The 20,649-nt window shown below is 33.2% G+C and carries 24 protein-coding genes; 12 read left to right on the forward strand and 12 right to left on the reverse strand.

Going from position 1 to position 20,649, the window contains the following annotated elements:
- Positions 1–88: 88 nt before the first annotated feature.
- Positions 89–1,405: an adenosylhomocysteinase gene (gene ahcY / locus PQ462_RS02885; protein ID WP_274252298.1), complete on the reverse strand. Its 1,317-nt coding sequence runs from the start codon at positions 1,403–1,405 to the stop codon at positions 89–91.
- Positions 1,406–1,709: 304 nt separating this feature from the next.
- On the opposite strand from ahcY, the gene PQ462_RS02890 reads away from it, so the two are divergent.
- Positions 1,710–2,360 carry a 4'-phosphopantetheinyl transferase family protein gene (locus tag PQ462_RS02890; protein WP_274252299.1) on the forward strand — a complete coding sequence of 217 codons (651 nt, stop codon included), beginning with the start codon at positions 1,710–1,712 and terminating at the stop codon, positions 2,358–2,360.
- Between the two features lie 20 nt (positions 2,361–2,380).
- On the opposite strand, the gene PQ462_RS02895 is transcribed toward PQ462_RS02890, so the two are convergent.
- From PQ462_RS02895 to PQ462_RS02905, 3 genes are all read right to left on the reverse strand, one after another.
- On the reverse strand, positions 2,381–2,779 hold the full coding sequence (locus tag PQ462_RS02895) for a group III truncated hemoglobin (RefSeq protein ID WP_274252300.1): 399 nt from the start codon (positions 2,777–2,779) through the stop codon (positions 2,381–2,383).
- A complete protein-coding gene (locus tag PQ462_RS02900; protein WP_274252301.1) occupies positions 2,776–3,063 on the reverse strand; it encodes a hypothetical protein in 288 nt (95 codons plus the stop codon). Before PQ462_RS02900 ends, PQ462_RS02895 begins: the two co-directional genes overlap by 4 nt.
- Before the next feature lie 81 nt (positions 3,064–3,144).
- Positions 3,145–3,741: a Crp/Fnr family transcriptional regulator gene (locus PQ462_RS02905; protein WP_274252302.1), complete on the reverse strand. Its 597-nt coding sequence runs from the start codon at positions 3,739–3,741 to the stop codon at positions 3,145–3,147.
- A gap of 94 nt (positions 3,742–3,835) precedes the next feature.
- Between PQ462_RS02905 and PQ462_RS02910 the strand changes: the two genes are divergently transcribed.
- The 5 genes from PQ462_RS02910 to PQ462_RS02930 all read left to right on the forward strand — a co-directional run bounded on the left by PQ462_RS02910 (position 3,836) and on the right by PQ462_RS02930 (position 10,109).
- Positions 3,836–4,567, forward strand: coding sequence for a geranylgeranylglyceryl/heptaprenylglyceryl phosphate synthase (locus PQ462_RS02910; protein WP_274252303.1), 732 nt, complete (start codon positions 3,836–3,838; stop codon positions 4,565–4,567).
- A gap of 24 nt (positions 4,568–4,591) precedes the next feature.
- Positions 4,592–5,215 carry a nicotinamide riboside transporter PnuC gene (gene pnuC, locus PQ462_RS02915; RefSeq protein WP_274252304.1) on the forward strand — a complete coding sequence of 208 codons (624 nt, stop codon included), beginning with the start codon at positions 4,592–4,594 and terminating at the stop codon, positions 5,213–5,215.
- Positions 5,176–7,290 (forward strand): DUF4301 family protein, encoded by a 2,115-nt coding sequence (locus PQ462_RS02920; RefSeq protein ID WP_274252305.1) that lies wholly within the window; start codon positions 5,176–5,178, stop codon positions 7,288–7,290. Before pnuC ends, PQ462_RS02920 begins: the two co-directional genes overlap by 40 nt.
- The gene (arfB, locus tag PQ462_RS02925; RefSeq protein WP_274252307.1) at positions 7,290–7,691 is read left to right on the forward strand and encodes an alternative ribosome rescue aminoacyl-tRNA hydrolase ArfB; all 402 of its coding nucleotides are present in this window, start codon (positions 7,290–7,292) and stop codon (positions 7,689–7,691) included. Before PQ462_RS02920 ends, arfB begins: the two co-directional genes overlap by 1 nt.
- A gap of 267 nt (positions 7,692–7,958) precedes the next feature.
- Complete coding sequence (locus PQ462_RS02930; protein WP_274252308.1) at positions 7,959–10,109, forward strand: TonB-dependent receptor; 2,151 nt, start codon at positions 7,959–7,961, stop codon at positions 10,107–10,109.
- Between the two features lie 46 nt (positions 10,110–10,155).
- Here the strand turns inward: PQ462_RS02930 and PQ462_RS02935 are convergent, their stop codons facing one another.
- A complete protein-coding gene (locus tag PQ462_RS02935) occupies positions 10,156–10,569 on the reverse strand; it encodes a Rieske (2Fe-2S) protein (RefSeq protein ID WP_012023665.1) in 414 nt (137 codons plus the stop codon).
- 155 nt (positions 10,570–10,724) lie between these two features.
- Between PQ462_RS02935 and greA the strand changes: the two genes are divergently transcribed.
- Complete coding sequence (gene greA, locus PQ462_RS02940; RefSeq protein WP_012023666.1) at positions 10,725–11,201, forward strand: transcription elongation factor GreA; 477 nt, start codon at positions 10,725–10,727, stop codon at positions 11,199–11,201.
- A 67-nt stretch (positions 11,202–11,268) separates the two neighbouring features.
- Positions 11,269–11,658: an HIT family protein gene (locus PQ462_RS02945; protein WP_274252309.1), complete on the forward strand. Its 390-nt coding sequence runs from the start codon at positions 11,269–11,271 to the stop codon at positions 11,656–11,658.
- A gap of 64 nt (positions 11,659–11,722) precedes the next feature.
- On the opposite strand, the gene PQ462_RS02950 is transcribed toward PQ462_RS02945, so the two are convergent.
- Positions 11,723–12,877 carry a sensor histidine kinase gene (locus PQ462_RS02950; protein WP_274252310.1) on the reverse strand — a complete coding sequence of 385 codons (1,155 nt, stop codon included), beginning with the start codon at positions 12,875–12,877 and terminating at the stop codon, positions 11,723–11,725.
- A gap of 159 nt (positions 12,878–13,036) precedes the next feature.
- Here PQ462_RS02950 and PQ462_RS02955 point away from each other — a divergent pair, with 159 nt between their 5' ends.
- The 4 genes from PQ462_RS02955 (at position 13,037) to PQ462_RS02970 (ending at position 15,887) form a co-directional block, all read left to right on the forward strand.
- Entirely contained in the window at positions 13,037–13,912 is an 876-nt protein-coding gene (locus PQ462_RS02955) for a flavin reductase family protein (RefSeq protein ID WP_274252311.1), read from the forward strand.
- A gap of 31 nt (positions 13,913–13,943) precedes the next feature.
- Complete coding sequence (locus PQ462_RS02960) at positions 13,944–14,315, forward strand: DUF3127 domain-containing protein (RefSeq protein ID WP_012023670.1); 372 nt, start codon at positions 13,944–13,946, stop codon at positions 14,313–14,315.
- A 136-nt stretch (positions 14,316–14,451) separates the two neighbouring features.
- Positions 14,452–15,090: a leucyl/phenylalanyl-tRNA--protein transferase gene (aat, locus tag PQ462_RS02965; RefSeq protein WP_274252312.1), complete on the forward strand. Its 639-nt coding sequence runs from the start codon at positions 14,452–14,454 to the stop codon at positions 15,088–15,090.
- A 2-nt stretch (positions 15,091–15,092) separates the two neighbouring features.
- Positions 15,093–15,887, forward strand: coding sequence for an MOSC domain-containing protein (locus PQ462_RS02970; protein WP_274252313.1), 795 nt, complete (start codon positions 15,093–15,095; stop codon positions 15,885–15,887).
- On the opposite strand, the gene PQ462_RS02975 is transcribed toward PQ462_RS02970, so the two are convergent.
- The 6 genes from PQ462_RS02975 to PQ462_RS03000 all read right to left on the reverse strand — a co-directional run bounded on the left by PQ462_RS02975 (position 15,884) and on the right by PQ462_RS03000 (position 20,620).
- The gene (locus PQ462_RS02975; protein WP_274252314.1) at positions 15,884–16,594 is read right to left on the reverse strand and encodes a HesA/MoeB/ThiF family protein; all 711 of its coding nucleotides are present in this window, start codon (positions 16,592–16,594) and stop codon (positions 15,884–15,886) included. The genes PQ462_RS02970 and PQ462_RS02975 overlap by 4 nt on opposite strands.
- 81 nt (positions 16,595–16,675) lie before the next feature.
- A complete protein-coding gene (thiH, locus tag PQ462_RS02980) occupies positions 16,676–17,812 on the reverse strand; it encodes a 2-iminoacetate synthase ThiH (RefSeq protein ID WP_274252315.1) in 1,137 nt (378 codons plus the stop codon).
- Positions 17,813–17,910: 98 nt separating this feature from the next.
- The gene (locus tag PQ462_RS02985; protein ID WP_274252316.1) at positions 17,911–18,687 is read right to left on the reverse strand and encodes a thiazole synthase; all 777 of its coding nucleotides are present in this window, start codon (positions 18,685–18,687) and stop codon (positions 17,911–17,913) included.
- Positions 18,668–19,306: a thiamine phosphate synthase gene (locus tag PQ462_RS02990; protein ID WP_274252317.1), complete on the reverse strand. Its 639-nt coding sequence runs from the start codon at positions 19,304–19,306 to the stop codon at positions 18,668–18,670. The genes PQ462_RS02985 and PQ462_RS02990 overlap by 20 nt, the downstream gene beginning before the upstream one ends.
- Positions 19,296–20,051 carry a hydroxymethylpyrimidine/phosphomethylpyrimidine kinase gene (locus tag PQ462_RS02995; RefSeq protein WP_274252318.1) on the reverse strand — a complete coding sequence of 252 codons (756 nt, stop codon included), beginning with the start codon at positions 20,049–20,051 and terminating at the stop codon, positions 19,296–19,298. The genes PQ462_RS02990 and PQ462_RS02995 overlap by 11 nt, the downstream gene beginning before the upstream one ends.
- Positions 20,009–20,620 carry a thiamine phosphate synthase gene (locus PQ462_RS03000; protein ID WP_274252320.1) on the reverse strand — a complete coding sequence of 204 codons (612 nt, stop codon included), beginning with the start codon at positions 20,618–20,620 and terminating at the stop codon, positions 20,009–20,011. Before PQ462_RS03000 ends, PQ462_RS02995 begins: the two co-directional genes overlap by 43 nt.
- Positions 20,621–20,649 lie beyond the last annotated feature (29 nt).

A 20,649-nucleotide genomic window follows, 5' to 3' on the forward strand; every position in this document is an offset into this window, starting at 1 on the left:
AAGAAACCCGACAGGTTTTTAAAACCTGTCGGGTTTGATATATGATTTTAAGAAAATCTAAAATCAGAAATCTTCAATCTAAAATTAATTAGTATCTGTAGTATTCTGGTTTGAATGGACCTTGAACTTCAACACCAATATAAGCAGCTTGATCTTCTCTTAGAACTTCAAGTTCAACACCTAATTTAGCTAAGTGTAAAGCAGCAACTTTTTCATCTAAATGTTTTGGTAACATGTAAACTTCATTTTTGTAAGCAGCACTGTTGTTCCATAATTCGATTTGAGCTAAAGTCTGGTTTGTAAATGAGTTACTCATTACAAAACTTGGGTGACCTGTAGCACAACCAAGGTTTACTAAACGACCTTCAGCTAAGATGATGATATCTTTACCGTTGATGTTGTATTTGTCAACCTGAGGTTTGATTTCGATTTTAGATGCACCGTGGTTTTTGTTTAACCAAGCCATATCGATTTCGTTATCAAAGTGACCAATGTTACAAACAACAGTTTTGTCTTTCATTTGCTCGAAGTGCTCTCCAAGAACGATATCTTTGTTTCCTGTAGTTGTAATGATAATATCAGCATTAGCAATTACGGTGTTTAATTTTTTAACTTCATAACCGTCCATTGCAGCTTGTAAAGCACAAATTGGATCGATTTCAGTAACTGTTACAATAGAACCAGCACCTCTGAAAGAAGCAGCAGTTCCTTTTCCAACGTCACCGTATCCGCAAACAACAACTCTTTTTCCAGCTAACATTAAGTCAGTTGCACGACGCACAGCATCTACAGCAGATTCTTTACATCCGTATTTGTTATCAAATTTAGATTTAGTAACAGAATCGTTAATGTTGATTGCAGGCATTGGAAGAGTTCCAGCTTTTACTCTTTCGTAAAGTCTGTGAACACCTGTTGTAGTTTCTTCAGAAAGACCTTTAATTCCAGCAACTAATTCTGGGTAACGATCAATAACCATGTTAGTTAAATCTCCACCGTCATCAAGAATCATGTTCAATGGTTTTCTTTCTTCACCAAAGAATAAAGTCTGCTCAATACACCAGTCAAATGATTGTTCGTCAAGACCTTTCCAAGCATAAACAGAGATTCCAGCAGCAGCAATAGCAGCAGCAGCCTGATCCTGAGTAGAGAAAATGTTACAAGAAGACCAAGTAACCTCTGCACCAAGAGCGATTAAAGTTTCGATTAAAACAGCAGTTTGAATCGTCATGTGTAAACATCCAGCAATACGAGCTCCTTTTAATGGCTGCTCATCTTTGTATTCAGCGCGAAGTGCCATTAAACCTGGCATTTCAGCTTCAGCTAGTTCAATTTCTTTTCTTCCCCAAGCCGCTAGAGAAATGTCTTTTACTTTGAAAGCCACATATGGCGTAGTCGTTGTACTCATTTATGTTATATTTGTAGAATTGTAATTTTTTTGCAAATTTAAGGAATAGCTTTTGAATTTTACTAATTTCTCTCAGATTTGTGAAATCTTTAATTTCTTAATCTTTAGAACATTAGTTTATAAAACGATTTAAACCATATAAGTGATATAAGTTCATTTAAAAAAGGATTCTTTCGTAATGCGCTTTGTTTTGAATTGCTTAAATTTACTTATTGCATTTTTTGAACCAACAGTTATATTTTCTCAAATGACTTATATGGTTTAAAAACTCATAATTCACAACTCATAATTCATAATTTAAAAAATGCCTCTATTTCAAACCATACAGTTTAACGAAACAACTAAAATCTTAATTTGGGAAATAACAGAATCTCTTGAAGAATTATTAAGTAAAGTTGTGTTGAAGGAAAAAACACAAAAGAGACTCGATGGCATGAAATCGCAAATGCATCAGCGTGCTTTTTTAAGTGTTCGAATGCTGATTCAGGAAATGGGTTTTACTGATAAAGATTTGCATTATGACGAATTTGGAAAACCGTATTTTGATTGTCATAACTACATTTCAATAACACATTCGTATCATTTTGCAGCAATAATTATAAGCCGCGAAACAGTTGGAATTGATATGGAATTGCAGCGAGAAAAAATCCAAAGAATCGCGGATAAATTTACAGATTATGAATGTGGTTATTTAGATTCATCTTTTACAGAAGAATATATAAAAAAACTTACCGTTATCTGGGGAGCCAAAGAAGCAATCTTTAAAATCAGAAATGAAAAAGGAATCAGTTTTAAAGATCATATAAATGTGAGCAACTTTTCTTTAGATGAAACTCAAACACAGGCAAGTCTTCATTTTGATAATTTGGTTAAGGATTTTGATGTGCATTATAAAGAAATCAAATCTGATAACTTTGAAGGAACTTTTACTTTGGTTTATGCTTTTGAAAAATAACCGCAATGACTGTTGAACGATTAAACTTCACTTTCTTTTTGTCTGTGCTGAAACATAGTCATATATAGAAAGGTGCTCATTTTTCGGGCACGTCTTTTTAAAGTTTCTACATTTTCGCCTTCAAAATGCTCGTCTAATGTTTGAGCCCAGTGATTAAGCCAGATACCAAATTCGTTTGGAGTAATTTTTTCGTCAAAATGAGCATCTACCTCGTTATGAACAGTATGAGGATTTCCTTTGTATTTACGGACACCAAATAAATTGGTTTCCCAAAAATCAGTCAGCTTTTCGAGATGTGCATCCCAGTCAGAAATCATTTCATTAAAATAAAAGCCGATTTCTTCATCGGCTCTTATTTTATCATAGAATTGATGTACCAGAAAAGAAACGTCAGCTCTATTTTCTATTTGTTTTTTCACAGAACAAGAGTATTTAACAGAATAAAAAATACGCTTAAAATTGAACTCAGAATTAAAAGGTTAAAAACCACTTTATGTTTCATTTGAGCCAAAATTGAAGTGTTTACAAAGATACAAGCTAGAACGATAACTGCCAGCTGAACCATTTGAAGAATTGAAGTTCCGTTAGATAAAACATACATTGCAGCAGCGCCTCCTAAACAGCTTTGCCCAATTACTGCCATTGCAGCAGAACCCATATAATTTTTATTGAAAATGTCGAATGTGGTTTGATATAGTGTCATGATATTCAGATTTTTATATGACAAAGATACGTCCGCAATACAACTGTATTTTATGATTAAAATCATAAAAAGAGAACTTTTTTATCTGTATACTTTTCGATTAATAATCTTCAATTCACCTTTCTTTTCCAATGCTTTTATGGCTCTAATAACAGTTTCTACCCGCAAACCGGTTAAATCTCCAATCTGTTGTCTGGTGAAATTAATGAGATAGCCATTTTTGTCTTTTTGGAAATTAAAATAAGCGATTCCATGATCGATTAATTTTAAAACACGATGTTCCGGTTCATGTGTAGAAATTTCGGCCGCCATAACTGATTTATAATACAATCGCTGCGCGAGGTTTTCTATTATTTTAATGCTGATCGCCGGGTTTTCTTCCAGCAGTTTCATAAAATTAGATTTTGGAAGAAGAAGAATTTCACTATCCTCAACAGCAATTGAATTGGCTGGATATTTTTGATTTAAAAATAATGGAGGTTCACCAAAAGATTGATTTTTATAGAATATTCCCTGAATAAATTCGCGGCCGTCATCATTATAATTGCACATTTTAATTTCTCCCGAAATAATCTGATAATAATGAGCTGGCAGATTTCCTTCTTCAAAAATAATTTCATTTTTGCCAAAAGACTTTTTTATTGCACCATATTTCTCTAACAATTCAGCCGTGATCATAATTGTTTTCTTTGATAGTTAACAGAGACTTTACAAATATAATTGATTCATAATAGTTCTTCTACGTTAAAAACTTTTTACTTTTACGGCCATTATGGAGCAAAAAATACTTACCACAATCCATCAACAAATTTTAGAAGCCAAGAAAAATGGTCAAAAATTATTAGCCATACTTTTGGATCCTGATAAAATTGTCTGGGAAAATTTAGATCATTTATTACTTAAAATAAATCAATCTCCGGCGACTCATATTTTTGTTGGAGGCAGTATTGTCGAAAGTACAATTATCGAAGATCTTATCGCACAGTTAAAACAAAAAACAAAACTGCCTGTTGTGATATTTCCGGGAGATCCGTCTCAGATTTCACCAAAGGCCGATGCGATTTTGTTTTTATCATTATTGTCTGGCCGAAACCCGGATTATTTAATCGAATATCAGGTTCAGGCAGCGCCAATATTGAAAAAAACAAATCTTGAAGTAATTTCAACAGGATATATTTTAATTGAAAGCGGCAATGAAACTGCTGTTGCCCGCGTTAGTAAAACAGAACCGCTTAATCGCGAAAATTTTGATTTAGCCTTAGCAACGGCTCAGGCAGGCGAAATGCTGGGCAGTAAATTAATTTATTTAGAAGCAGGAAGCGGAGCAAAAAAGTCAGTGCCATTAGAGATGATTTCAGTAATTTCTCAAAACGTAGAAATTCCTATAATTGTTGGCGGAGGAATTGTAGATTTGCACGGAATTAAAAAAGCATACAATGCCGGTGCGGATTTAGTAGTTATAGGAACAGCTTTTGAAAATGACAGCCATTTTTTCGATTCATAAATAACAGCCTTTAAATACCACAAAATGATTGATTTTTTTCTTGAAAGTTATAAAAATGCACCATTATGGCATATCATTCTGGAATTTTTGGTATTCGTTTGCGGGATCTTAAGCGTATGGTTTGCTAAAAAAGAAAATATTTGGGTTTATCCAACAGGATTAATTGCAACTGTAATTTCGGTTTACCTTTTATATGTTGCCGGTTATATTGGAGACATGATTATCAATGCTTATTTTTCAATTATGAGTATTTATGGCTGGTATATGTGGGCAAAAGGAACAACTGTTGAAGATAATCTGCCAATTACTCGTACAACTTTTAATGAAAAAATAATCGGAATCTTACTGTTTATTGTAACGGTTTTTGTAGTTTTCGGCATTTATAAATATTTCGATTACGAAATACATAAAGATAATTATGTCGATATGATATCGTCAGGTATATTTTTCGCAGGAATGTGGTATATGGCAAGGAAGAAAATTGAAAACTGGACACTCTGGATTATCGGCGATATTATTGTAGTGCCTCTTTATGCCTATCGCGGCTTGGGGATGTTGTCGCTTCAATATTTAATTTTTACAATTTTAGCTATTTCAGCTTATTTAGAATGGAGAAAAATCTTAGACAGCAAAAAACAAATATCATAAAAATTGCTTTGTTTGGCCCTGAAAGTACAGGTAAAACTACATTAGCAAAACAACTCGCAGACCACTACAAAACAGAATGGGTTCCAGAGTTTGCACGCGATTATCTGCAGGAAAGATGGGAAGAAAATCAGCATATATGTACTGTTGATGATATGATGCCTATTGCTTATGGGCAAGTTTTATTAGAGAATGAGAAGCTTACCGAGGCGAATAAATATTTGTTTTGCGATACTAATTTAATGGTAACTAAAGTCTTCTCTGAAGTGTATTACGGTTTTTGTGATCCACTTTTAAATGAAGCTGCCTTAGAACATGATTACGATTTGTTTTTCCTCACGGATATTGATGTTCCGTGGGAAAAAGATGATATTAGAGATACTCCGGAAGGAAGAGAAACCGTTTTTTCGGTATTCAAACAAACTTTAATTGATAATAAAAAGCCTTTTATAACCTTATCTGGTAATAAAGAAAGTCGTTTGGCAAAAGCCATAATGATTATAGACGCTTTAGGTGCTCTAAAAGAAAAAGGACTATCTTCTCAGGATTTTGTTGAAATTTATAATCACGGAATTCCTTTCGAAAATATTTTAAAGCAGCTGGATGTATTCAAAAACGGAATAGCAAAGAGCAGCTTGATTAGTCCGGCGACGATCAATAATGGCATTCTTAGCTTATCAGAAGTTGATTTTAAAGAAAAAGCTTCTTTTTTTGATAAGCATAAAGAAGAATTTAAAATTAAAAAATTTGTTCCGGCTTCTGGTGCTGCTACCAGAATGTATAAGTTTTTGACGGCCTTTTTAAATGATTTTGATATTGAAAAAGAAACCATAAATGCTTATATCAATAGAAAAAACGATAAAGAACTAGCCATTTTTATTATTGGGATGGATAAGTTTCCTTTTTTTGAAGATGTTGACAAAAAACTGAGAGAACTTTATCCTGATTTTGAAAACTTGGAAAGAGATTATAAAAACTATTATTTTATAAAACTGTTATTATCTCCTGAACATTTTAACTCGGCAAACAAGCCAAAAGCAGTTTTACCATTTCATTTATATAAAACTCATATAGCAACACCTATAGAAGAACATTTAAATGAATGTGTACATTATGCAACGGCAAAGAATGTTTCAAATTTACATTTTACAGTTTCAGAAATACATCAGGATTTGTTTGAAACTACTGTTGATGAGGTTAAAGGGAAAATTGAAAAACCTTCAGGGATAAAAATTAATATTGGATATTCTTATCAAAGTAAAAGTACAGATTCAATCAATGTTGATTTAAAAAATAAAATTGTCAGAAGTTCAAATGGAAGTCTGGTTTTTAGACCCGGCGGGCATGGTGCTCTAATTGAAAACCTGAATAATCTGGATTCAGACATTATTTTTATCAAAAATATTGATAATGTAATTCAAAATCATATTGATAAAATTGCTTTATATAAAAAGGCTTTAGGAGGAATTTTAATTGAAGTACAGCAAAAAGTATTTGGATATTTAAAAGCAATTGAAAAAAATGAAGTGAAAGAAGAGGATCTTAAAGAAATTGTGGATGTTTTAATGCAAAAACTAAACATTCAGATGACTAAAGATTTCAATAAATTTACTTTTGAGAATAAGATCACCAAAATTAAAGAACTGTTAGATCGTCCAATACGAGTTTGCGGAATGGTTCGAAATGAGGGAGAACCTGGCGGAGGACCGTTTTGGGTAATGAACGATAAAGGCGAGGTTTCTTTGCAGATCGTAGAAACATCACAGGTAGATTTAGCAAATAAAAAACAGCTTGAAGTTCTAGAAGAAGCTACGCATTTTAACCCGGTAGATTTGGTTTGCGGAATCAAAAATTATAAAGGAGAAAAATTTGACCTGAAAAAATTTGTTGACGAAAAATCTGGATTTATAGTTGAAAAAAGTGTTGAAGGGAAAGCCGTAAAAAGTTATGAACTTCCGGGATTATGGAATGGTTCGATGGCAAATTGGCTGACAGTTTTTGTTGCTGTGCCTTTAATTACTTTTAATCCGGTAAAAACGATAAACGATTTATTAAAACCGGCACATCAGCCACAATAATGGATAACGAGAAAATCATATCAGAATTAAACTTTAAAGCCGTTCGAAGCAGTGGTGCGGGCGGGCAGAACGTAAACAAAGTTTCTTCAAAAGTTGTTTTGTCTTTTGATTTAGAAGCTTCTCAAGCCTTGTCTGATGATGAAAAAACGCTCCTAAAAGAGAATTTATCAACTCGTTTAACTTCTGAAAATATATTAATCTTAAATTGCGACGAAGATCGAAGCCAGCTTAAGAATAAGGAAATTGTTGTAAAGCGATTTCTGGAATTAATTAAAAAAGGATTATATGTTCCAAAAGTTCGAAAAGCTACAAAAGTTCCCAAAGCTGTAATCAAAAAAAGAATTAAAGACAAAAAGAATATCTCTGATTTAAAACAGTCCCGAAGAAAACCTGATTTTTAGTATTAAGACTACAGAATTAAGTATTAAGAAATCCAAAAGTGAAAAATCGTAATACCTAATACATTTATCTTAATACTTTTCTATATTTGCATTGTCTCAAAGGGGTGCTCTAAATAACGAGCTGAGATCATACCCAAAGAACCTGAGCGAGTAATGTTGCTAAGGGAAAAACGACAAATCACAGCGTGCACACTATGCTTTGTCGTGAAACACATTTATTAATTTAACAAAAGAATAATTCCCCCTTTTATTCGTAATTCTTTACGAATGAAAACTATTTTTTCAGGTGCTAAGGCACAGAGGTACAAAGGTTCTAAGTTGAACCAAAAGTTTATTTTCTTTATTCTATTCTCAATTTTCTTTACTCTATTCTCTTTTGGACAAGAACAAGATTCAACCAAAGTAAATCAGCTTGATAATGTTTTGGTTTCTGCAGTTCGTGTTACGACCAAAACACCGGTTACGTTTAGTAATATGGATAAAAAAGAAATCAAATACCGAAATCTTGGTCAGGATATACCTGTTTTAATGAATTATCTGCCATCTGTAGTAACAACATCAGATGCTGGAGGAGGAATAGGTTATACCGGAATCAGAGTCCGCGGAAGCGATGCAACAAGAGTAAACGTAACCATAAACGGAATTCCATACAACGATGCCGAAAGTCAGGGAACTTTTTGGGTTAATATGCCCGATTTTGCTTCTTCTGTAGAAAGTCTGCAATTACAGCGAGGTGTTGGAACTTCTACCAATGGTTCATCTGCTTTTGGAGCAAGTTTAAATATGCTTACAGACAGTTATGCATCTAAACCAACAGGAGAAATTTCAAGCTCTTACGGGAGTTTCAATTCAAATAAAAATACAGTAAAATTCAGTACAGGTTTATTAAATGACCATTTTGAACTTGCCGGACGTTTGTCTACAGTGAAATCTGATGGTTATGTAGATCGTGCAAGTTCTGATTTGAAATCTTATTTTTTACAAGGAACTTACGTTGGCAAAACTACTTTAATTAAAGCTTTGGTTTTTGGCGGAACCGAAAAAACATACCAATCATGGAATGGGATTGATGCCGAAACATTAAATTCAAACCGAACTTTCAATTCTGCCGGAATGTATACCGATGAATTTGGAAATACTCGTTTTTACGATAACGAAACCGATAATTACAAACAGAATCATTATCAATTGCATTGGAGTGAATCTTTCTCTGATAAATGGAGTACTAACTTCGCTTTACATTATACAAAAGGGCAGGGGTATTACGATAATTATAAAGAAGATGCTGATATGGCCGACTATGGTTTACAGCCAGTTGGAACCGTAACAACAACCGATTTAGTGCGTCAGAAATGGTTAGATAATGATTTTTACGGAACTACTTTTTCTGTAAAATATAAAGAAGAAAAATTAGATGTTATTCTTGGCGGAGGCTGGAATAAATACGAAGGAGATCATTTTGGAAAAGTAATCTGGGCAAGATATGCTTCAACTTCAGAATTGGGAGATCATTACTATGACGACTATTCAGTAAAAACAGATGGGAATGTCTTTGCAAAAGCAAATTATCAGCTGACTGAAAAATTAAGCTTATATGGAGATTTACAATACCGTAGAGTACATTATAAAGCCAATAGTGCCGAAACTGGTTTAGTAAATGATACATTCAATTTCTTTAATCCAAAAGCGGGTTTAAACTACGAAATCAATCAAAAAAACACACTTTATTTCTCTTATGCACGTGCGAATCGTGAGCCAAACAGAACTGATTATGAAGGTGGAAATGTAAAACCTGAGAAATTGAATGATTTTGAATTAGGATGGAGATTTAATTCAGAGAAAATCCAATTAAATTCGAACTTCTATTATATGGGATATAAAGATCAATTGATTTTAACTGGAAGATTAGACGATGTTGGTGCACCAATTCGTGCTAATACTGAAAAAAGCTATCGTTTAGGATTTGAGTTTGATGCGACAATTTCACTTTCAGAAAAATTTATTATCAGACCTAACTTTACTTTAAGCAGTAATAAAAATGTTGACTTAGCTGTTGAAGGACAATACTACGGAACAACTAAAATTGCTTACTCTCCAGAAGTTATAGCCGGAAATATTATCGTATACAAACCAATTGAAAACTTATATGTTTCGTTATTGCAAAAATATGTTGGAGAACAGTATATGAATAATATTGAGCTTCCAGAAGCTAAACTGGCAGATTATTTTGTCAACGATTTGAATATTTCTTATGAAATAAAACCAAAATCAATTTTCAAATCAATTACAATAACAGGGTTGGTAAACAATATTCTGGATAAAAAATATGTTTCAAACGGAGCAATGTGGGATATTTATCCATACTATTATCCGCAGGCAGGAATTAATTTCTTAGCCGGATTAACTTTGAAATTCTAAAATAAAAAAAAGCCTGAAATTTACTTTCAGGCTTTTTTTTTTATTTTTAATTGTAAACGTGAATTACAGTTCCCGTTACCTGAACTTTATATTGTTTTAGAGGATATTCTTTTCCTCCAAGTCCTGTAAACAAACTGTAAGAAGTTTTATCGCAGGAACAAACAGCATTAATACCGTCAATTGTCATGGCAGCGCATGAATTTATCTCCTGATTAGGACATGCAGCATCAAAAGCATTGTAACCGCTTCCGGCATTAAAAATAATAATTCCTTTTGCACCGTAATTAGGAACTATAACTGCATTGCTGACATATTTGAGATTTGAATAAGAAGGCAGATTCATATCTACAGATAAATTAACAGAATAACTCGGTATATATGGGTTTTTGTTACTGCGATCGCTGTCACTGCACGAAAAAAGCACAGAAACGAAAAGAATTAAGAGCCAGATTTTTTTCATTATTTTAATAAGAATTAGTGAAACAAAAATAATTTATTTAGATTTGAATTTTATATGATTAACATATAATTATGTACTATTAAAAATAATAGTATATTTGTAATACAAAATCCCGTCCCGATGGGATTTTTTCTATTTATATAAACGATGAAGTTATGAGTAAAGTATCTTATTATACCGCTGATGGGTTAAAAAAGTTAAAAGATGAATTGGAGCATTTAAAGAGTGTAATGCGTCCTAAAGCATCTCAAGATATAGCAGACGCAAGAGACAAAGGCGATTTATCTGAAAATGCCGAGTACGATGCTGCAAAAGAAGCGCAGGGTTTATTAGAAATGAGAATTGCTAAACTTGAAGAAGTATATGCAAATGCAAGATTAATTGATGAATCTCAATTAGATGTTTCTAAAGTTTTGGTTCTTTCTAATGTGAAAATTAAAAACCAAAGCAACGGAATGGAAATGAAATATACGCTTGTTGCAGAAAGTGAAGCTGATTTAAAAACAGGAAAAATATCTGTAACTTCTCCTATTGGAAAAGGACTGCTGGGAAAATCTGTTGGCGAAATTGCCGAAATTACAGTGCCAAACGGAACTTTGAAATTCGAAATTCTTGAAATTACAAGAGAATAAATTTTTTATAGTTTAACCGTTAAATCGTTAAATCGGTTAAGCGGTTAGCCAGTTAAACCAATAAACTATGAGTTCAATATTTACTAAAATTGTAAACGGAGAAATTCCTGCCTATAAAATTGCCGAAGATGATAACTATCTGGCTTTTTTAGATGTAAATCCAAACGCAAAAGGCCATACACTTTGTATTCCGAAACAAGAAATCGATAAGATTTTTGATATGGATGAAGAATTGTATTTAGGATTAATGAAATTCTCTAAAAAAGTTGCTGCAGCATTAGAAAAAACAGTTCCTTGTAAAAGAATCGGAATTGCGGTTGTAGGTTTAGAAGTTCCTCACGCACACGTACATTTAATTCCATTAAATCATATGGATGAAATGCGTTTTCAGGACAAAGTTTCGCTTTCAAAAGAAGAATTTGAAACTTTAGCAAAAGATATTCAGTCTAATCTTTAAGATTAAACCCAAAATAAAAAACACCAATTCAATTTTGAGTTGGTGTTTTTTTTATGTCTAATTTTTAAGCCGGACTGGTTGTTTCATAAGTAATCTGAAACGTAGTTCCTTTACCAATTTCAGAATTAAGAACTTTAATTTTTCCGTTATGATATTCCTCTACAATTCTTTTGGTTAAAGAAAGTCCTAATCCCCAGCCGCGTTTTTTTGTAGTAAAGCCGGGTTCAAAAATAGTTTTGAATTGATTTTTTGCAATACCGCTTCCAGAATCTTTCACGTTTATTTTTATATGATGAGCATCTTTTTCAATATGAAGATCTAAAGTTCCTTTTCCTTTCATGGCATCAATAGCATTTTTAACAAGGTTTTCTATCGTCCAGCTGTGAAGTGTTGGATTGATTAAAGCAAAAATTGGTTTTTCGGGAACCTGATAAGAAAAAGTAACCTGTTTAGAGAAACGCGATTGTAAATATTCGTACGTATTTAATGTTTCGGCAACAATATCGTGCGGTTCTAAAACAGGAACAGAACCAATTTTAGAAAAACGATCCGTTATTGTCTGCAGACGTTCAACATCTTTTTCAATTTCAATAGTTATGGATTGATCAATCGCTTCGGTTTTTAAAATCTCAACCCAGCCAATTAAAGATGATAAAGGCGTTCCAATTTGATGAGCGGTTTCTTTTGCCATTCCCGCCAGCAGTTTATTTTGCGTTGCCATTTTTGTGCTTTTGTAAAAATTGTAAATCAAAGCAGCACACAAAAAGATAATCAGCAATAAAGCTACAGGATAATATTTGAGTTTATTAAGTAAAGCTGAATTTCCATAATAAAGCGTTTGATATTTTCCAGGAGCATACTCAAAAGTAATAGGTTCATTTTCATTGCCTAATTTTCTCAAATAATTGGCTCTTTTTTTCTTGTTCGTCAAGATCTCTTCTGGGACATTTGTGGCACTTACCACTTTATCATACAATATTACTATACCAGGAATAGAGGTATTATTGTTAATAATTTGAAGAGGAAGTTCAATGTCTGTATTTTCGTCAGCATTTACAATTGTAATTTGGGCATTTACAAAAAGCTTCATTTTTAAACGTTCCTCATTCTTAAAAATTTGGAAAAATGTATAAGTATTCCAGAGAATCAGCGAAATGATTAAAAAGGATATGAAAATTATAACCCAACGAGTTGTATTTCTACTTTCAGAAAAGCGCATAAACTAAATTTTGAGGTATAAATATAACGAAATAAACACATTTTATATTTTGCAGGGGCTTAAAAGATTTTTGTTTTAATCTTCAAAACTATTTCTTTGAATTGAACGATTTCAATACTTTTGTATGACCGAAATGAGGTTCGGTTAAACATTAAAATTATGATTAGCATCAATCCAAAAGAGATACCTACGGCACAGCTGCAGGGATATTTACAAAGTGCAGTAGGGCCAAGGCCAATTGCTTTTGCAAGTACAATAAGCGAAAAAGGAATTCCTAATTTGTCTCCCTTTAGTTTCTTTAATGTATTTAGTGCTAATCCGCCAATTTTGGTTTTTTCGCCTTCAAGACGTGTTCGCGACAATACCGTAAAGCATACTTTGATTAATGCCGAAGCCACAAAAGAAGTCGTAATAAATGTTGTCAATTATGATATCGTACAGCAGACTTCGCTGGCAAGTACAGAATACGGAGACGGGATAAACGAATTTATAAAAGCTGGTTTAACGCAAATTCCATCAGATTTTGTAAAGCCCTATCGCGTAAAGGAATCTCCGGTTCAGTTTGAATGCAAGATTACGCAGATTATACCGTTAGGAACAGAAGGAGGAGCTGGAAACCTGATTTTGTGTGAAGTAGTAAAAATTCACATTCACGAATCAATTTTGGATAAAAACGGAGCAATAGACCAGCATAAAATAGATTTAGTTTCAAGACTTGGCGGAAATTGGTATTCAAGATCCAATCAAGGGCTTTTTGAAGTCGCAAAACCACTAACAACTTTGGGCGTAGGAGTAGATGCAATTCCTAATTTTATTAGAGAAAGTCCTGTGTTTGATGGGAATGACCTTGGAAAATTAGGCAACGTAGAAACCTTGCCTACAAAAGAAGAAGTTAGTATATTTGTGAAAGAAAATTTTTCTGTAAAAGGAGTTTTAAGCTCAGATGATCAGGAAAAAGTTCATTTAGAAGCCAAAAAATATCTCAATAATGATGACGTTGAGTCAGCCTGGAAAGTGCTTTTAGCTAAAAAATAAGAAAAGAAATAATAATTAATTATAGACGAAGATGGAAGTTATAGGAAAAGTAAAAGTGGTTAATCCTGAGCAGCAAGTTAGTGCTTCATTCAAAAAAAGAGAACTGGTAGTTACTACAGATGAGCAGTATCCACAGCACATTTTAATCGAATTTACACAAGATAAATGCGATTTATTAAGCAGCTATAAACAAGGAGAGGCAGTAAAAGTTTCTATCAATTTAAGAGGAAGAGAATGGGTTAATCCACAAGGAGAAACTAGATATTTCAATAGTATTCAAGGTTGGAGAATTGAAAGAATGGCACCAGAAGGACCTGCACAAACACCTTCAGTTCCTGCAGCAGAAGCTTTCGCTCCAGCGACAAATTTAAACGAAGACGAACCAGACGATTTACCTTTCTAAGAGTTTAAAATTCAATTTATTAAATTCCAAATTCCAATTCATTTCCGTGAATTTGGGATTTGGAATTTTATTTTTGAGTTCATTTCATCAAATGAGAACTTTTTAGGATTTGGAATTTAAAAATTGACGATTTAAAATGTATTATTTATTTAAAGATTTGTTTTTTCCGCCGGTTTCAGAAGCTGATGAAGAAGGTGTTTTGGCTATTGGAGGCGATTTAGATCCAGAGCGGTTAAAACTAGCCTATAAGAGCGGTATTTTTCCTTGGTTTAATGAAGGAGAACCTATTCTTTGGTGGGCACCGGATCCAAGAATGGTACTGTTTTTCGATGAATTGGTAATATCCAAAAGCATGCGAAAAATCCTCAATAAGAAAATATTTAAGGTTACTTATAATAAAAACTTCAAAGAAGTAATTTCTAATTGCCAGCAGATAAAACGCGAAGGCCAGAACGGTACATGGATTTCAAATGAAATGATCGAAGCCTACTATGAACTTCATAGACAAGGAATTGCAAAATCTGTTGAGGTTTGGCAGGATGAAGTTTTAGTTGGCGGTTTATACGGAATAGATTTAGGTCATGTTTTTTGCGGAGAAAGTATGTTTTCCAAAGTTTCAAATGCTTCAAAAACAGCTTTTATCGCTTTAGCGTTATATTTGAAAAAAGAAAATTATAAAGTGCTGGACTGTCAGGTTTATAACTCGCACTTAGAGAGTTTAGGCTGCCGAGAAATAGATCGCGAAGAGTTTATGTCTATTTTAAAAAGTAAATAGAAATGAGTACAATTTATATTGTAAAGGAAATTTACATTTATCCAATAAAAAGCTTGGCAGGAATAAGCTGTAAATCTGCTTTCGCTGAAGAAATGGGATTTGAAAACGATCGCAGATGGATGTTAATTGATGCTGAAAATCAAATGCTGACGCAGAGGGAACATCGCATTATGAGCCAGTTTTATCCACATATTTCAGATGGAAAAATCAGCATAACTTTTCAGGATCAGGAACATGAATTTTTTATTGATGAACATTTAGAGAACTCAATAAAAGTAAATGTCTGGGATGATAAAAGCGAAGTTGTTGAGGTAAATCATGAAACATCAAAATGGTTTAGCCAGCACTTAGGCTTTGAATGTAAATTAGTCAAAATATTAAAAAACGGAGCTCGTAAGCACGAAAGCTCCAGATTAAAAGAGACTTTCAATGTGAGTCTGGCAGATGGTTATCCGTATTTACTAATAGGATCAAAAAGTCTGGATTTTTTGAATGACAAACTGAATGAAAAAATCACAATAAAAAGATTTCGCCCAAACATTGTAGTAAGTACCGAAAACGCTCACGAAGAAGATAATTTTAAGACTTTTACCATTGGAGAAGTTCAGTTTAAAAACATAAAACCATGCGGAAGATGCATTATGGTTAATAACGATCCTGAAAACGGAAGTTTAAAAAAAGAACCTCTTAAAACATTAAGCACATATAGAAATTTTGATAATTCTGTTTTATTTGGGACTAATATTGTAAGCTTAAACTCTGGTAATATTACAGTTGGCGATGCGCTTGTTTTCTAAAAATTCAGTTTAGTGAAATTCCAGTTTAACGTATTAAAGATTATTAATTCGTTCTTTAAAGCTGGTAATTCCAGAATTAATTTAAGTGTTTCGTGTGCCATCATATTCCCAATAATTCCGGGTAAAGTTCCTAAAACGCCATTTAAATTGCAGTTTGGTACATCTTTAGGATCAGGCATTTCAGGAAATAAATCTCTAAGGTTTTTACTTCCGTTATGATTAAAAACTGCAATTTGCCCTTCAAACTTTAAAATACTTCCATAAACTAAGGGTTTGTTTAATTCAACACAAGTATCATTGACTAAATAACGAGTCGAAAAATTATCAGAACCGTCCACAACAATATCATATTGCTGAATGATTTTTGCGGCATTTTCAGCAGTTAATTTTTCATTGATTGCAATAGCTTTAATCAACGGATTGAGTTTTGAAACCACATCTTTTGCGACTATTGATTTGTGCTTTCCAATTTTATTTTCGGTATATAAAATTTGTCGGTGAAGATTGTGAATTTCAATCGTATCAAAATCCATAATTCCAATAAAACCTACTCCTGCAGTGGCAATGTATTGTAAAATTGGGCAGCCTAAACCGCCGGCACCAATTACCAAAACCCGTGCTTTTTTTAGTTTTTCCTGACCTTCGTCGCCAATTTCAGGAAGAATAGTTTGTCTGTTGTAACGAAGAAATTCTTGAATAATGCTCATTTTAATCTAGTCTTAAAGTTTGAAAGTCAAAAGTCGAAAGCCAAAAGTTGTAAATGAAAGTTTTAAGTGAAGTTTTGGACTTTATGACTTTCGGCTTTCCAACTTTCGACTATAGGCTTTATCCCAGTCTTTCCAGACAGGTTCGTAACCCGCATTTTTTATAATTTTTGAGATTTCTTCTGCAGAACGTTCATCGCTGATTTCGAATTGTTCCAAAGATTGCGGATCAACAACATAACCACCCGGATTTGTTTTAGAGCCTGCGCTCATACTCGTAACTCCAATCGGAATAATGTTGTCTCTGAATTTCTCGTTTTCGCGGGTTGAAATCGAAATTTCTAAATCTTCATTCCATAAACGATAGGCACAAATTAATTGCGTCAAATCTTTATCATCCATAATAAAATTCGGTTCGATAATTCCTTCGGCAGGGCGGAGGCGGGGAAAGGAAACAGAATATTTGGTCTGCCAGTATTTTTTTTGAAGATAATCTAAATGCAAAGCATTAAAAAAGCTGTCGGTTCGCCAGTCTTCTAAACCTAATAAAACGCCTAAACCTATTTTATGAATTCCTGCTGAACCAATTCTATCAGGAGTTTCAAGCCTATAATCAAAATTTGATTTTTTGCCTTTGGTATGATATTTTTTATAAACTTCCTGATGATAGGTTTCCTGATAAACCAAAACCGAATATACTCCTGCTGCATGCAAACGTTCATAATCTTCTTGAGAAAGCGGTTGTACTTCAACAGAAATAATCGAAAAATCGTTTTTAATTAAATTAATTGCATTTAGAAAATAATTGATGTTTACAGTATAATTTGCTTCGCCTGTAACTAATAAAACGTGGTCAAAACCTGTGTTTTTCAGGGCTTCAACTTCTAGTTTTATTTCTGTATCAGTCAATGTTTTTCTTTTGATTTTATTGTCTAAACTAAAACCACAATAGGTACAAATATTTTGGCATTCGTTACTTAAATATAATGGCGCATACATTTGAATCGTTTTGCCAAAACGTTTCTTGGTAATCTCATGGCATTTTTGTGCCATTTGTTCTAAATAATTTTGGGCAATAGGCGAAATCAAAACCAAAAAATCATCGAGATTGTATTTGGTTTTAGCCAAAGTTCGCTCGACATCTTTAGATGTGGTTTGGTATATTCTGGATTGGATTTCATCCCAATTGTATTGCTCAAAAATAGATTTGAATGTGTTCATAGTTTTTGTTTTTTAACCGCAAGGCACGCTAAGAATTACGCAAGGTTCGCAAAGCTTTGCGTTCTTAGCGCTTTTCTTTGCGAACTTTGCGGTTAAATTTATTCATAAAGAAAAGAAGTCAAAGGACTGGAAGCCGAAGCATAGTTCTGCTGATTGGCAGCTCTGGCTGCAAAAGCCTTTCTTCCTGCAATAACGGCTTCTTTAAAAGCTTCAGCCATTAATTTGGGATTCCCGGCAACGGCAATTGCTGTGTTTACCAAAACGGCATCGGCACCAATTTCCATTGCTTTAGCAGCATCAGAAGGTATACCAATTCCGGCATCAACTATTACAGGGACATTACTCTGCTCGATTATAATTTCTAAAAAATCAATAGTTTTTAAACCCTTGTTGCTTCCAATTGGTGAACCCAAAGGCATTACAGCAGTTGTTCCGGCACTTTCTAAATGTTTGCATAAAACAGGATCTGCATGAATGTAAGGGAGGACAAAAAAACCGAGTTTGGCCAGTTCTTCTGTGGCTTTTAAAGTTTCAATTGGATCCGGCATTAAATATTTTGGATCAGGATGAATTTCCAGCTTAACCCAATTGGTTTCTAAAGCCTCACGAGCCAATTGAGCTGCAAAAACAGCCTCTTTTGCATTTCTTGCGCCAGATGTATTAGGAAGCAAATTAATATTAGGATGTTTTAAATGCGATAAAATAGCATCAGTATCTGTTTCCAGATCAATGCGTTTTAATGCAACCGTAACTAATTCGCTTTCTGAAGCTAAAACAGCCTCTTCCATTTCCTGATTTGATCCAAATTTCCCTGTTCCTAAAAACAAACGAGATTTGAAGCTTTTGTCTCCAATATTAAACAATGATGTTTGCATATAATTTTTCGTTTAATTGTTGAATTAGTATTTTCTTTTCGTCGCTTTCTGTTATGATTCCAGAAACGGCAATTCCATGAATTCCTGTTTCCATTAAAGGATTTATATCTTTTAAAGTAATTCCGCCAATAGCGTAAACCGGGACTTCAATTTTATTTTTCTTCATTTTTTGCAGAATCTCAAAATAACCAGATAAGCCTAAAATTGGACTTAGTTTTTCTTTTGTGTTTGTAAATCTAAAAGGACCCAATCCGATATAACTGCATCCATTTTTTACGTGATTCCGAATGTCTTCAAAAGTGTTTGCTGTTCCTCCAATAATTTTTTCAGCTCCTAAAATGGTTCGGGCCTCGTCGATTTTCATGTCTGATAAACCAAGATGCACACCATCTGCATTAATCTGCTGTGCGAGATAAAGATTATCGTTTATAATAAAGCTGGCCAGATATTTTTCGCATAAAAGCTTTATTTCTTCAGCTAAGATGAAAGAGTCTTTTTCGGTTTGGTTTTTAAATCGCATTTGTATCCAATCGCATCCTGCGTCTAAAGCCTGATGAATATTGCGGACTTGGTCTTCGATTGTGTTTCCCTGTGAAATGTATTGCAGTTTATTGTACATAATGATATCCAATTAATGTTGATGTTGAACTCAGGTATTTTTCGATATATTTTTTTGCGTTTTTGCAGGCTTCTTTTATATTTTGATTATAAGCCAGATTAGAAGCAATAGCTGATGAAAGAACACACCCTGAACCATGTTTTTCAGAACATTCTTTTTCCGTAGGAAGCAAATCATAAATCTCATTTTTAAGAAACAAACGATCAGTTCCAATTTCAGTTTCATTGTGTCCGCCTTTCAATAAAATATTGACAGGGATCTTAATTTCTTTACAAAGCATTTTTGAAATAAACCCTGGAAATAGAATTTCGATTTCATGATAATTAGGGGTAATCAAATCAATTTTTGACAAGATTTTATATAAATGAGAATAATCTTCAATTGTCATAAACTCAAATTTTGTTGTTGATTTTAAAACCGGATCCCAGACAATTTTAGTTGTGGGAGACAAAACTTTTACTGTCGAAATAATTTGATTCAAGTCATTTAAAGAAGAAACAATTCCGATTTTAACAGCGCTGATTTTATAACTGTTAAACAGCGTTTCTATCGAACGAATAATAAAATCTGTACCGGTCCATTGAATTTCATGAAATGCATTTTCTGTCTGAATTGTGTTGGCTGTTGAAATACCAAAACCTGTTACTTTGTGCTGTTCAAATGTTTTGATATCAGCCAAAATACCAGCACCTCCAGACGGATCTAAGCCTGCGATTGTAAGTGCGAAAGGACGGTTTGCTGACATATTTTAAATTGTTTTACAGGATTTTCATTGTTCCAAATAGTTCCTAAAAGTGCCACATCATCAAAACCATTTTTAAGAGTTTTTGAAATGTTCTCAGAACATATTCCTCCTAATGCAATAGCTTTTGTTCTATAGTTTTTTCTCAATTTTAATGCTTCAAAAAGATCTGTTTCCGGCTGATAATTCTCTTTTGAAATACTTTTAAAAACAGGGCTTAGAAATGCATAATCAAAATCACTTTCTAAAGAATTAAAATCTTCAATTGAATGGGTTGATGTTGATTTAGACCTGCAGGGTTTTAAAAACCTTGCATAAAAATCATTTAGATATTTTCTTTGTTTTTCAGAAAAATGCAATCGGTTAATATCAAAATCTTCTGCTAAATCGTGATGACTATGCAAAACCAAATTAGAACGAAATTCCAATTTGATTTGATGAATAAAATGTGCCATTTCTATTTCTGAAAAATCAGATTTACGAATGTGAAGCAAAGGCAATCCTTCTTCTAATAAAGAATGAAGAATTTCAATTTCATTTTTAATGGAAAAAGGGTTTGTAATTACAATCATTTCAAAAAAGCATTAAGTTTAAGATGGAA

It is taken from the genome of Flavobacterium sp. KACC 22758 (assembly GCF_028736135.1).
GTDB classification, from domain to species: Bacteria; Bacteroidota; Bacteroidia; order Flavobacteriales; family Flavobacteriaceae; genus Flavobacterium; species Flavobacterium johnsoniae.